Source organism: Stenotrophomonas sp. AG209, from assembly GCF_003550055.1.
Classification (GTDB): Bacteria; Pseudomonadota; Gammaproteobacteria; order Xanthomonadales; family Xanthomonadaceae; genus Stenotrophomonas.
In genome coordinates this window covers 548,335-561,566 of record NZ_QXDB01000001.1, presented here as the reverse complement: position 1 = coordinate 561,566, position 13,232 = coordinate 548,335, and the positions used below count along the sequence as shown (strand labels likewise).

Sequence of the window (13,232 nt, the reverse complement as noted above, 5' to 3'; positions counted from 1 at the left end):
CCCCCGATGAGTTATTTCCTCGATCGCTTGCAGTTCTTCAAGCGTGACCCCCAGACCTTTGCCGATGGCCACGGATTCGCCAAGAGCGAAGGCCGTGACTGGGAAAACAGCTACCGCGCCCGCTGGCAGTACGACAAGATCGTGCGTTCCACCCACGGCGTGAACTGCACCGGCTCCTGCAGCTGGAAGATCTACGTCAAGAACGGCCTGGTCACCTGGGAAACCCAGCAGACCGACTACCCGCGCACGCGCCCGGACCTGCCCAACCATGAACCGCGTGGCTGCCCGCGTGGCGCCAGCTATTCCTGGTACCTGTACAGCGCCAACCGGCTGAAATACCCGCTGATCCGCGGCACGCTGCTGCGCCTGTGGCGCGAAGCGCGCAAGAGCAAGGCGCCGGTCGATGCCTGGGCCAGCATCGTGGAGGACAAGGAGAAGGCGCGTTCGTACAAGACCCGCCGCGGCATGGGCGGGTTCGTGCGCCTGCAGTGGGAAGAGGCCAACGAGATCATCGCCGCCTCCAACCTGTACACGGTGAAGCAGTACGGCCCGGACCGCGTGGTCGGCTTCTCGCCGATCCCGGCGATGTCGATGGTGTCCTATGCCGCCGGTGCGCGCTACCTGTCGCTGCTGGGCGGCGCCTGCCTGTCGTTCTACGACTGGTACTGCGATCTGCCGCCGGCCTCGCCACAGATCTGGGGCGAGCAGACCGACGTGCCCGAATCGGCCGACTGGTACAACAGCCGCTACATCATCGCCTGGGGCTCGAACGTGCCGCAGACGCGCACGCCCGATGCGCACTTCTTCACCGAGGCGCGCTACAACGGCACCAAGACGGTGGCGATCTGCCCGGACTATTCCGAGCTGGCCAAGCTGACCGATCATTGGCTGCACCCGAAGCAGGGCACCGATGCGGCGCTGGCCTTCGCCTTCGGCCATGTGATCCTGCGCGAGTTCCACGTCGATTCCCCCTCGCAGTATTTCCAGGACTACTGCCGCCAGTACTCGGACATGCCGATGCTGGTGCGCCTGGAGCGCCGCGACGACGGCCGCCTGGTGCCGGGCCGTTTCCTGCGTGCCAGTGAACTGGGCGGGCTGGGTGAAGCCAACAACCCGGACTGGAAGACCCTGGCCTATGACGAGACCAGCGGCCAGATCGTGGTGCCGAACGGCTCGATCGGCTTCCGCTGGGGCGAGAAGGGCAAGTGGAACATCGAGGAGAAAGAAAGCAAGGGCGCCGATACGCGCCTGCGCCTGAGCCTGGCCGATGGCCATGAGGGCATCGAAGCGGTGAGCTTCCCGTACTTCGGTGGCATCGAGACCGATGGCTGGACCGCTGCGCCGGCCGACGACGTGCTTGAGCGCAACATCCCGGTGCGTCGCCTGGCCCTGGCCGATGGCGGCGACACCCTGGTGGCCACGGTCTACGACCTGCTGCTGGCCCAGTACGGCGTGGACCGTGGCTTTGGCGGCGGCAACGTGGCATCGAGCTTCGACGACATGGTGCCGGGCACGCCGGCTTGGCAGGAGCGCATCACCGGCGTGTCGCGCGCCGAGGTGATCGAGATCGCCCGCGAGTTCGCACGTACCGCCGACAAGACCCATGGCCGTTCGATGATCATCGTCGGCGCGGGCATGAACCACTGGTTCCACAACGACATGAACTACCGTGGCCTGATCAACATGCTGATCATGTGCGGTTGCGTGGGCCAGACCGGTGGTGGTTGGGCGCATTACGTGGGCCAGGAGAAGCTGCGCCCGCAGACCGGCTGGCAGCCGCTGGCGTTCGGCCTGGACTGGAGCCGCCCACCCCGCCACATGAACGGCACCTCGTTCTTCTACTTCAACACCGGGCAGTGGCGCTACGAGAAGCTGCAGGTGGATGAGCTGCTGTCGCCGCTGGCGGACGCGAGCAAGTACAGCGGCAGCCTGGCCGACCTGAACCTGCGCGCGGTGCGCATGGGCTGGTTGCCGTGTGCGCCGCAGCTGGACCGCAACCCGCTGCAGCTGGCACGCGAGGCGGACGCGGCGGGCGTTGCCCCGGCCGACTACGCGCTGGGCAAGTTCAAGGACGGCTCGCTGGACTTCGCGTTTGCCGACCCGGATGCACAGCAGAACCACCCGCGGATGATGTTCATCTGGCGCTCGAACCTGCTGGGTTCCTCGGGCAAGGGCCACGAATACATGCTGCGGCACCTGCTCGGCACGCGCCATGGCCTGCAGGGCAAGGACCTGGGCGAGATGGGGGCGATCAAGCCGGAGGAGGTGAAGTGGCGTGACGAGGCACCGGAAGGCAAGCTGGACCTGCTGGTCACGCTCGACTTCCGCATGTGCACCACCGCGCTGTACTCGGACATCGTGCTGCCCACGGCCACCTGGTACGAGAAGGACGACCTCAACACCTCGGACATGCACCCGTTCATCCACCCGCTGTCGAAGGCGGTGGACCCGGCCTGGGAATCGCGCAGCGACTGGGAGATCTTCAAGGAGGTCGCCCGCACGGTGAGCGAGATGGCGCCGGGCGTGCTGGGCGTGGAGAAGGACCTGGTGCTGGTGCCGACCCTGCACGACACCCCGAACGAGCTGGGCATGCCGTTCGGCGTGGCCGACTGGAAGAAGGGCGAGTGCGAGGCCATCCCGGGCCAGACCATGCCGTCGATGACGGTGGTGGAGCGCGACTACCCGAACCTGTACCGCAAGTTCACCTCGCTGGGACCGCTGCTGGACACGCTGGGCAACGGCGGCAAGGGCATGAGCTGGGACACGAAGCACGAGGTCGAATTCCTCGGCAAGCTCAACCACACCGTGCACGACGCGGGCGTCAGCCAGGGTCGACCGGCCATTTCGACCGCGATCGACGCGGCCGAGGTGATCCTGCACCTGGCGCCGGAAACCAATGGCCACGTGGCAGTGAAGGCCTGGGAATCGCTGGGGACCTTCACCGGCCGTGAGCACACCCACCTGGCGGTGGGCAAGGAGCACGAGGCGATCCGCTTCCGTGACATCCAGGCACAGCCGCGCAAGATCATCTCCTCGCCGATCTGGTCGGGCCTGGAGGACGACAACGTCAGCTACAACGCTGGCTACACCAACGTGCACGAGCTGATTCCGTGGCGCACGGTGACCGGCCGCCAGCAGTTCTACCAGGACCACGAGTGGATGATCGACTTCGGCGAGGCCTTCATGGGCTACCGGCCGCCGGTCAACACACGCACGGTGGAGCCGCTGCTGAACCAGCGCCCGAACGGCAACAAGGAGATCGTGCTGAACTGGATCACCCCGCACCAGAAGTGGGGCATCCACAGCACCTACAGCGACAACCTGATCATGCAGACACTGTCGCGCGGTGGTCCGATCGTGTGGTTGAGCGAGGATGACGCGCGCAGTGCCGGCATCGTCGACAACGACTGGATCGAGCTGTTCAACGTCAACGGTGCGATCGCCGCGCGTGCGGTGGTCAGCCAGCGCGTGATGCCGGGCATGGCGATGATGTACCACGCCCAGGAACGCATCATCAACGTGCCGGGCTCGGAGATTTCCGGGACCCGTGGCGGCATCCACAACTCGGTGACCCGCATCGTGCTCAAGCCCACCCACATGATCGGCGGCTACGCGCAGCTGGCCTACGGCTTCAACTACTACGGCACCTGCGGCACCAACCGCGACGAGTTCGTGATCGTACGCAAGATGGACAAGATCGATTGGTTGGACGATGAGCAGCCCGCTGGTGCTTCGGCATCGGCCAGCAAGGAGGTGGTGTGATGAAGGTCCGTGCACAGATCGCGATGGTGCTGAACCTGGACAAGTGCATCGGCTGCCATACCTGCTCGATCACCTGCAAGAACGTCTGGACCTCGCGCGAGGGCGTCGAGTACGCCTGGTTCAACAACGTGGAAACCAAGCCGGGCATCGGCTACCCCAAGGAATGGGAAAACCAGGACAAGTGGAACGGCGGCTGGGTGCGCACCCGCGCCGGCAAGCTGGTGCCACGTGCCGGTGGCCGCTGGCGCATGCTGGCCAAGATCTTCGCCAACCCGGACCTGCCGCAGATCGACGACTACTACGAGCCGTTCGATTTCGACTACCAGAACCTGCACACCGCCAAGGACAGCCAGCACCAGCCCACTGCGCGGCCGCGTTCGCTGATCAGTGGCGAGCGCATGCAGAAGATCGAGTGGGGCCCGAACTGGGAGGAAATCCTCGGTTCGGAGTTCAGCAAGCGCTCGCGCGACTACAACTTCGACCAGGTGCAGAAGGAGATCTACGGCGCCTTCGAGAAGACCTTCATGATGTACCTGCCGCGCCTGTGCGAGCACTGCCTCAACCCGGCGTGCGTGTCGGCGTGCCCGTCGGGTGCGATCTACAAGCGCGAGGAAGACGGCATCGTGCTGATCGACCAGGACAAGTGCCGTGGCTGGCGCATGTGCGTGTCGGCGTGCCCGTACAAGAAGATCTACTACAACTGGAAGAGCGGCAAGTCGGAGAAGTGCATCTTCTGCTACCCGCGCATCGAGATGGGCGAGCCGACGGTGTGTTCGGAAACCTGCGTGGGCCGCATCCGCTACCTGGGCGTGATGCTGTACGACGCCGACCGCATCGCCGAGGCGGCTTCTGTGGCCGCCGAGAAGGACCTGTACCAGGCCCACCTGGACATCTTCCTGGATCCGAACGATCCGGCGGTGATCGCCGCCGCGCGCAAGGAGGGCATCCCGGACAGCTGGCTCGATGCGGCCAAACAGTCGCCGGTGTACAAGCTGGCGATCGACTGGAAGCTGGCGCTGCCACTGCACCCGGAGTACCGCACGCTGCCGATGGTCTGGTACGTGCCGCCGCTGTCGCCGATCCAGTCCGCCGCCGAGCGTGGCCGCGTGGGTATGAGCGGCGAACTGCCGGACGTGGCCTCGCTGCGCATCCCGATGCGCTACCTGGCCAACCTGCTGACGGCGGGTGACGAGGCGCCGGTGGTGCGTGCGCTGGAACGGCTGATGGCGATGCGTGCCTGGCGCCGGGCCAAGAATGTGGACGGCGTGGAAGACACCGCCGTGCTGGAACAGACCGGACTGAGCATCGCCCAGGTGGAAGAGATGTACCGCTACCTGGCCATCGCCAACTACGAGGACCGTTTCGTGATTCCGACCGGCCACCGCGAGTACGCCAACGATGCCTTCGGCGAGCGCGGCGGCTGCGGCTTCACCTTCGGCAACGGCTGCAATGGTGACAGCCCGGCCGATCTGTTCGGCCAGCGCAAGAGCACCACCTTCGTGGTGGACAAGGGCCCGAACCACCGCCGCAAGGAGGTGGTGTGATGAGCGTGCTCAAGCTGGTCGGGGTGCTGCTGGATTACCCACGTGAAGAACTGTGGCAGCACGGCGAGGAACTGCTCGCCGCCTGCGACGACCCGGCGCTGAGCGCCGCCCGCCGCCAGCAGCTGCGCAGCTTCGTGCAGCAGCTGCTGGACACCGATGCGCTGGACGCACAGGCCGCATGGCTGGCCAGTTTCGACCGCGGCCGCTCGATGAGCCTGCTGCTGTTCGAACACATCCATGGCGAGTCGCGCGACCGCGGCCAGGCCATGGTCGATCTGGTCGAGACCTACCGCCGTAACGGCTTCGAACTGGATGCGCGCGAGTTGCCGGACTACCTGCCGCTGCTGCTGGAGTTCCTGGCCCATCGCCCCGGCAGCGAGGCCCGCGAGTGGCTGCATCACATCGGCCACATCGCCGGGATGCTGGCGGCACGTGCCGCCGAGCGCGAGCTGCCGCACCGGGTGCTGTTCGAGATCCTGGTCGAAGCCGGTGACGGCAAGGCCGATCTGCAGGCGCTGCGCCAGCGTGCCAGCGAAGAAGTCCGCGACGATACCGCCGAGGCCATAGACCGCTTGTGGGAGGAGGAGGCGGTGCGCTTCGGCGCCGAAGCCCCTGCCGAAGACTGCAAGCCGCCCGTGCGTTCGCCGGCCCGTCCTTCGCATCGAGAGGTCCAGCCATGAGTTACTCCCTGCATCAATTCGCCTTCCAGTACTACCCGTACATCGCCGTGGCGGTGCTGCTGATCGGCAGCTGGGCGCGCTATGACAAGGCCATGTACACCTGGCGCACCGGCTCCAGCCAGATGCTGTCGGACAAGGGCATGCGGATCGGCAGCAACTGCTTCCACATCGGCATCCTGGCCATCCTCGGTGGCCACCTGGTCGGCCTGCTGACCCCGCACGCGGTGTACGAGCACTTCATCACCTCGTCGCAGAAGCAGATGCTGGCAATGGTGGTCGGCGGTGTGTTCGGCGCACTGTGCTTCATCGGCATCAGCATCCTGCTGGTACGCCGCTTGTTCAATGCGCGGGTACGGGCCACCGGCAGCTTCGGTGACACGCTGGTGCTGGTGCTGCTGTTCGCCCAGCTGTGCCTGGGCCTGTACAGCATCCGCATCTCGTCCGGCCACCTGGACGGTGGGGTGATGGTGCAGCTGGCCGAATGGGCGCAGCACATCGTGACCTTCCGTGCCGGTGCCGCCGACTACATCGAGGGCGTCAGCTGGGTCTACAAGATGCACATCTTCCTGGGCCTGACCCTGTTCCTGATCGCGCCGTTCACCCGCCTGGTGCACGTGTGGAGCATTCCGATCAGCTATCTGTGGCGGCCCTACCAGGTGGTGCGCCGCCGCCAGGCCACGCTGCGCTACGGTCCGCGGGAGTAAACCATGGGCAGCCTGCCGAAATTCCTGCCGATCACCGTGATCGACTCCGCCGCACCGGTGCCTGCCGAGGCGCATTCGCATCACCACGACGCGGCAGAGCAGGGGCCGCGCTCGCTCGGGCAGCCGGCGCCGTGCCGGCTGTTCGTGGACGAGACCGCGATCAGCGAGGCCGACATCGCCCGCGAGATGCAGCACCATCGGGCGATGCGCCCGGAACAGTCACGCGCCGAAGCGGCGCGTGCACTGGTGGTGCGCGAGCTGCTGCGGCTGGAAGCGCAGCGGCTGGGCCTGCAGGCACCGGAGGGCAACCGCGTAAGCGACGAGGAAGTGCTGATCCAGCAGCTGCTGGAAGACGCGATCGAAGACCGCGTGCCGACCGACGAGGACTGCCGCCGCTACTTCGAGCAGAATCCGGAGCGATTCCGCTCGCCCGATCGCGTGCGCCTGCGCCATATCCTGCTGGCCGCGCCGGCCGACGACGTGGCCGGGCGCTTCGCCGCGCGCACCGAAGGCGAGCGGCTGGTCGGACTGCTGAAGGCGTCGCCGCACCTGTTCGCCGATTTCGCCCTGCGCCATTCGCGCTGCCCCTCCAGCAGCGAGGGCGGCGACCTGGGCTGGTTGCAGCGCGGGCAGACCACGCCGGAGTTCGACCGCCAGGTGTTCCGCCTGCGCGAGGGCCTGGCCGGTTTCCCGGTGGAATCGCGCTGGGGCTACCACGTGGTCTGCGTCGATGCCCGCGAGGAAGGCCAGCCACAGCCGTTCGAGGCGGTGCTGCCACAGCTGCGTGATTACCTGGAGCTGCAGGTGCGGCAGCGTGAGGTGCAGGCCTACCTGCTGCAGCTGCAGGAACGCTACCCGGTGCGCGGGCTGGACGAGATCGACGCCGAAGCGGATATCGGCTGACCCCCATTGAACGAGGAGACCCCATGAACCAGGCCCTTGCCCCCGCCAGTGCCGGGCAGCAGCAGCGTGCGCTGTGGCTGAGCACGTTCGCCTTCACCGTGTGCTTCGCGGTGTGGATGATCTTTTCAATCATCGGCATCCAGATCAGCCAACAGCTCGGTTTGAATGACACCCAGTTCGGCCTGTTGATCGCCACGCCGGTGCTGACCGGTTCGGTCAGCCGGGTCTTCCTCGGCATCTGGTCCGACCAGTTCGGTGGCCGCAAGGTGATGGTGCTGGTGATGCTGTGTGGCGCCGTGGCCACCTGGATGCTGACCTATGCGCAGACCTACACCCAGTTCCTGATCGCCGCGCTGTGCGTGGGCATCGCCGGCGGCAACTTCTCGGTGGGCGTGGCCTACGTCTCGAAGTGGTTCCCGGCCAGCAAGCAGGGCACCGCGCTGGGCATCTTCGGTGCCGGCAACATCGGCTCGGCGGTGACCAAGCTGTTGGCGCCGCTGGTGATGGTGGCCGCGGGTTGGACCATGGTTGCCAAGGTCTGGGCGGTCGCGCTGGCCGTCACTGCGGTGCTGTTCTTCCTCTTCAGCAAGGAAGACCCGTCGCTGGAGCAGCGCCGCCGCGAGGGCGTGAAGCCGGTGCCGTTCGCCGAGCAGATGGCACCGCTGAAGAACCTGCAGGTGTGGCGGTTCTCGCTGTACTACTTCTTCGTGTTCGGCGGCTTCGTGGCACTGGCGCTGTGGCTGCCGCACTACCTGGTGGGCGCCTATGGCATGGACGTGGGCCACGCCGGCATGCTGGCGGCGTGCTACTCGATCCCGGCCAGCCTGTTCCGCGTGGTCGGTGGCTGGATGTCGGACCGGATGGGGGCGCGGCGGGTGATGTACTGGACCTTCGGCGTGTCGGCCATCTGCACCTTCCTGCTGGCCTACCCGGATACCGAGTACGTGGTGAAGGGCATCCATGGCCCGATCCATTTCCATCTGGCCATCGGCGTGGTGATGTTCACCGTGCTGGTGTTCGTGCTGGGCTTCTTCATGTCGCTGGGCAAGGCGGCGGTCTACAAGCACATTCCGGTGTACTACCCGCAGCACGTGGGTGCGGTGGGCGGTGTGGTCGGCATGATCGGCGGCCTGGGGGGCTTCATCCTGCCGATCGTGTTCGGGGCATTGAACGATGCCGTGGGCATCTGGAGCAGCTGTTTCATGCTGCTGTTCGTGCTGGTGGCTGCTGCACTGGCGTGGATGCACTTTGCGATCCGTCGCATGGAGCGCCGTCACTTCCCGCAGATCGACCGCGAGACCGACCTGCCAGAAGCCATCGATGCGGCCGCCGCCGAGCGGGTGCGCGGCAGGTGAACGGGGTTGCCGGCCAGCGGCCGGCACTACCGGGTAGCGGGGGAAAGGTAGTGCCGGCCGCTGGTCGGCATGAACCTGCCGATGCGCCACGCTTGATTTCAATCAGGGCCACGCGAAGAGGAACGCCCGAAGATGTGTGCCATGAGCTTCCACGTCGATGAGAGTGAGGACACTGCGCTGCAGGCGGCATTGCTGCGGCAACCCCGGCATGTGCTGTTTCCGGCGGCTGACCAGTTCAGCACTGGGTTTGGTGAAAGCGGCTGGCGCGCCGCCGTGCGTGCCAGCAACGAGCATCTGATCCCGCGTGGCTTGACGCTCGGCTTCCAGGCCGGTCGTGGCGGGCGCGATGTGCCGCCGCAGGCGTATCTGGACACGTTGCTGCTGGCCCTGCAGCTGCAGGCCGATGCCCTGGCCGAGGACCGCGAAGTGGTGGCGATGGTGTTGCAGCTGGGATTGGCCGAGACGTTGCCGCCGCCGCAGCTCGGCCAGCTGCTGGACGCCGTGCCGCAGCACCTGCGCACGGTGGCGCGGCCACAGGTGGAGGTGCGGCTGGATGCAGGCAGCGCGCTGTCACCAGCGCAGCTGCGTGCGGTGGGCTGCACCCGCCTGAATGTGATCGACCGTGCCGATGCGCCGGGGCCGACCCTGCTGGCACAGGCGCGGCAGGTCGGCTTCACTGCGCGCTACTACCAGCTGCGCGTGCCCGGCAGTGAGGACACCGGCTTCATCGAGCGTCTGCATGAGGTGCTGGCCGAAGCACCCGAGCGCATCCTGTTGCCGGCGCCGTGTGCGCTGCCGCAGCATCCGTCCGCCGCAAACTGGCTGCAGGCCTGGCGCCTGCTGCGCGCGGCCGGTTACGAACCGATCGGTGGTGATCACTACCAGCGCGGCGACCTGCCCAACCCGCATGGCCCGGGCGACGGCCAGCGCCATTGCGACCTGGCGGGTGTGCCACGGCGTGACCGCAGTGATTTTATCGGGCTTGGCCTGTCCGCCTGCAGCCAGATCGGCGAAGTGTTCTACCGGCTGGAGGACGAGCTGGGCGAATGGCGGGCGCGGTTGCAGTCCGGTCACATGGGCGTGGCCGCGGGCCTGATCCTGTCCGAGGACGAGCGGATGGCGGCCGAGGTGGCACAGAGCATCGCCTGCGACCATGCGCTCGATGCGGCTGCATTCGAGTGGCGTAATGATGAACCGTTCGAGGACTGCTTCGCCGAGCAGCTGCCGGCGTTGTCGCCGTTGCTGGCGCGCGGCTGGGCGCAGTGGGATGCACGCGTGCTGCGGCTGGCCGAAGAAGGACGGTTGCTGTGGCGTATGATGGCCGCATGCTTCCGGCCGGCGGCCGCCATCGCTTGAGTCCTGCCTCGATGTCTTCGAATCCGCCTTCCCAGGGCCGTCTCGGCCGGGCCATGCCGAACCCCGCTGCCGCCGATGATGGCGACGCGCTGCACTTCTGCAGTACCTGTGCGTTTTCCGATGCCTGCATGTCGCAGGGCTATGACAAGACCGCGCTGGGCGACCTGCATGTGCTGGTCGACCACGTCGGTCCGTTCCATGCGGGTGACTACATCTTCCGCGCCGGCGAATCGTTCGATTCGATAGCCGCGGTACGCGCCGGCATGGTCAAGACCTTCGTTGATGACAGCCAGGGCAACGAGCAGGTGCTGGGCTTCAGCCTGCCGGGCGAAGTGATCGGCCTGAATGCGATCCACGGTTCGCGCTTCCCCTGCAATGCGGTGGCGCTGGACACCGTGCACCTGTGCCGCATCTCGTTCCCCAAGTTGAGCCTGCTGGCCACGCGCATGCCGGGGCTGCAGGCCAAGCTGTTCAGCCTGCTCAGTGCGGAGATCGGCAAGGTCGCCACGCTGGCTGCCAACCACCGTACCGAAGAGCGCATGGCGGCGTTCCTGCTGGACATGTCCGAGCGTTACGCGCGGCGCGGCTTTTCCGCCACGCGCTTCAACCTGACGATGGCGCGTACCGAGATCGCCAATTACCTGCGGATGGCGCCGGAAACCGCCAGCCGCGTGCTGCGCCGCCTGAGCGATGATGGGATCATCACGGTGAAGCAGCGCGAGATCCTGCTGCTGCAGCCCGAGCGCCTGGCGGCGCTGGCGGTGGCCGACGAATCCGATCCGAACTGAACCTGGCCGGGAGCCGACGATGATGCGAGCTGGACTGTTGTTGCTGGGACTGCTGGCCACGGTGCCAGCCTGGGCGGCCGAGCTGACGGTGTCGGCGGCATCGAGCCTGACCGAGAGCTTCCGCGAGCTGGGCACCGCCTATGAGAAGGCGCACCCGGGGACCAAGGTCGATTTCAACTTCGCCGCGTCCGGCGTGCTGCTGCAGCAGATCAGCCGCGGCGCGCCGGTGGATGTGTTCGCGTCGGCCGATGAAACCACGATGGACCAGGCCCAGCAGCAGGACCTGCTGGTGGCCGGTACCCGCGAGGTGTTCGCGGTGAACGCGCTGTGGGTGGTGGTGCCGCCGCAGGCCAAGGCCGCGCCGCGTACCTTGAAGGACCTGGCCGGTGCCGGCGTACAGCGCATCGCGCTGGGCAACCCGGACAGCGTGCCGGTCGGCCGCTACGCCAAGGGCGCGCTGGAGGCGGCGGGCCTGTGGCCGTCGGTGCAGGGCAAGACCATCACCACGCAGAACGTGCGCCAGTCGCTGGATTACGTGGCGCGCGGTGAGGTGGATGCCGGCTTCGTCTACGCCACCGATGCGCAGGCGATGCCCGACCGGGTACGCCGTGCCTTCGCGGTGCCGGTGGCGGGGCGCATCGCCTATCCGCTGGCGGTGACCAAGGCCAGCGCGCAGCCGGCGGAGGCCAAGCGGTTTGCCGCCTTCGTACGTTCGGCGCAGGGCCAGGCGATCCTGGCCAGGCACGGGTTCGGCAAGCCCTGAGGCATGGATCTCGACTGGAGCGCACTGGGGTTGTCGCTGAAGGTGGCCGGTTGGGCCACCGCGATCAATCTGGTGCTGGGCGTGGCACTGGGCGCGCTGCTGGCGCGGCGGCGATTTCCCGGCCGTGAGCTGCTGGATTCGCTGCTGACCCTGCCGATGGTGCTGCCACCGACGGTGCTGGGGTATTACCTGCTGGTGCTGATCGGCCGCAACGGACCGATCGGTGCGTGGCTGCAGTCGTGGTTCGGCGTCAACCTGGTGTTCACCTGGCAGGCGGCGGTGATCGCTGCGGCGGTGGCTTCGCTGCCGCTGGTGTTCAAGCCGGCGCGCGCGGCGTTCGAGGAAGTGGACGGGCAGCTGGAGCAGGCCGCACGCACGCTCGGGGTGACCGAAGCAGCGGTGTTCTTCCGCATCACGCTGCCGCTGGCCTGGCGTGGCATCCTCGCCGGGCTGCTGCTGGCGTTTGCACGTGCGATGGGCGAGTTCGGCGCGACGCTGATGGTGGCAGGCAGCATTCCCGGCCGCACGCAGACGCTGTCGATCGCCATCTACGAGGCGGTGCAGGCCGGCCAGGACGGCAAGGCCAATGCGCTGGTGATCCTGACCTCGGTGGTGTGCATCGTGATCCTGCTGCTGGCCGCGCGGCTGGTGGGCGGGCATCGCCGGGAGCTGCGCGATGTGGCTTGATCTGCAGGTGCAGCGTCGGCTGCAGGCGGCCGGCCAGGATTTCGTGCTGGACGTGTCGCTGCAGTGCACGCAGCGGCAGGTGGTGCTGTTCGGACCCTCCGGTGCGGGCAAGAGCCTGACCCTGAAGGCAGTGGCCGGGCTGCTGCGGCCGGGCCAGGGCCATGTGCGCCTGCAGGGTCAGACCCTGTTCGATGCGGCCACCGGTGTGGATCTGCCGCCGCAACGCCGCCGGCTGGGCTACGTGTTCCAGGATTACGCTTTGTTCCCGCACCTGAGCGTGCGCCAGAACGTGGCGTTCGGTCTGCAGAAGGGGTGGTTGAATCCGCGGGTCGGCCAGCGCTTCGATGTGGTGGAGCAGTGGTTGCATGCATTCCGCATCGACGCGGTGGGTGATCTGTTGCCTTCCCAGGTGTCCGGTGGCCAGCGTCAGCGCACTGCATTGGCGCGCGCCCTGGTGACGCAGCCGCAGGCGCTGCTGCTGGATGAGCCGTTCTCCGCGCTGGACCATGACCTCCGCCAGCACCTGCGCCAGGAGCTGGAGACCGTGCTGGACAAGACTGGTATCCCGTTGCTGTTGATCAGCCACGATCCGCAGGATGTGGCCATGTTCGGCCAGCAGGTGGCGCGCATGGTGGACGGTCGCATCGTCGGCGGTTGATCGGTGATGGACGCACGGGCGATGGTTGGTTA

Annotated in this window: 11 protein-coding genes; all 11 read left to right on the top strand. The window is 67.0% G+C overall.

The genetic code is table 11. The features are described from left to right. Positions 1-6: 6 nt before the first annotated feature. The 11 genes from DFO63_RS02575 (at position 7) to DFO63_RS02525 (ending at position 13,200) form a co-directional block, all read left to right on the top strand. Positions 7-3,762 carry a nitrate reductase subunit alpha gene (locus DFO63_RS02575; protein ID WP_119006375.1) on the top strand — a complete coding sequence of 1,252 codons (3,756 nt, stop codon included), beginning with the start codon at positions 7-9 and terminating at the stop codon, positions 3,760-3,762. Next, positions 3,762-5,306: a nitrate reductase subunit beta gene (gene narH / locus DFO63_RS02570; protein ID WP_012511273.1), complete on the top strand. Its 1,545-nt coding sequence runs from the start codon at positions 3,762-3,764 to the stop codon at positions 5,304-5,306. Before DFO63_RS02575 ends, narH begins: the two co-directional genes overlap by 1 nt. Next, positions 5,306-5,986: a nitrate reductase molybdenum cofactor assembly chaperone gene (gene narJ, locus DFO63_RS02565; protein ID WP_119006374.1), complete on the top strand. Its 681-nt coding sequence runs from the start codon at positions 5,306-5,308 to the stop codon at positions 5,984-5,986. The genes narH and narJ overlap by 1 nt, the downstream gene beginning before the upstream one ends. Beyond that, positions 5,983-6,690: a respiratory nitrate reductase subunit gamma gene (narI, locus tag DFO63_RS02560; protein WP_010485313.1), complete on the top strand. Its 708-nt coding sequence runs from the start codon at positions 5,983-5,985 to the stop codon at positions 6,688-6,690. The genes narJ and narI overlap by 4 nt, the downstream gene beginning before the upstream one ends. Before the next feature lie 3 nt (positions 6,691-6,693). Further along, positions 6,694-7,593, top strand: coding sequence for a peptidylprolyl isomerase (locus DFO63_RS02555; protein WP_014037438.1), 900 nt, complete (start codon positions 6,694-6,696; stop codon positions 7,591-7,593). A gap of 23 nt (positions 7,594-7,616) precedes the next feature. Continuing rightward, positions 7,617-8,948: a nitrate/nitrite transporter gene (locus DFO63_RS02550; RefSeq protein WP_014037437.1), complete on the top strand. Its 1,332-nt coding sequence runs from the start codon at positions 7,617-7,619 to the stop codon at positions 8,946-8,948. 141 nt (positions 8,949-9,089) lie between these two features. After that, a complete protein-coding gene (locus DFO63_RS02545) occupies positions 9,090-10,304 on the top strand; it encodes a coproporphyrinogen III oxidase (RefSeq protein WP_119006373.1) in 1,215 nt (404 codons plus the stop codon). Between the two features lie 11 nt (positions 10,305-10,315). Beyond that, entirely contained in the window at positions 10,316-11,092 is a 777-nt protein-coding gene (locus DFO63_RS02540; protein WP_119006976.1) for a helix-turn-helix domain-containing protein, read from the top strand. Positions 11,093-11,111: 19 nt separating this feature from the next. After that, positions 11,112-11,855, top strand: coding sequence for a molybdate ABC transporter substrate-binding protein (gene modA / locus DFO63_RS02535; RefSeq protein WP_049444681.1), 744 nt, complete (start codon positions 11,112-11,114; stop codon positions 11,853-11,855). Positions 11,856-11,858: 3 nt separating this feature from the next. Further along, positions 11,859-12,542 carry a molybdate ABC transporter permease subunit gene (gene modB / locus DFO63_RS02530; protein ID WP_119006372.1) on the top strand — a complete coding sequence of 228 codons (684 nt, stop codon included), beginning with the start codon at positions 11,859-11,861 and terminating at the stop codon, positions 12,540-12,542. After that, the gene (locus DFO63_RS02525) at positions 12,532-13,200 is read left to right on the top strand and encodes an ATP-binding cassette domain-containing protein (RefSeq protein ID WP_101765588.1); all 669 of its coding nucleotides are present in this window, start codon (positions 12,532-12,534) and stop codon (positions 13,198-13,200) included. Before modB ends, DFO63_RS02525 begins: the two co-directional genes overlap by 11 nt. The last annotated feature ends 32 nt before the right edge of the window (positions 13,201-13,232 follow it).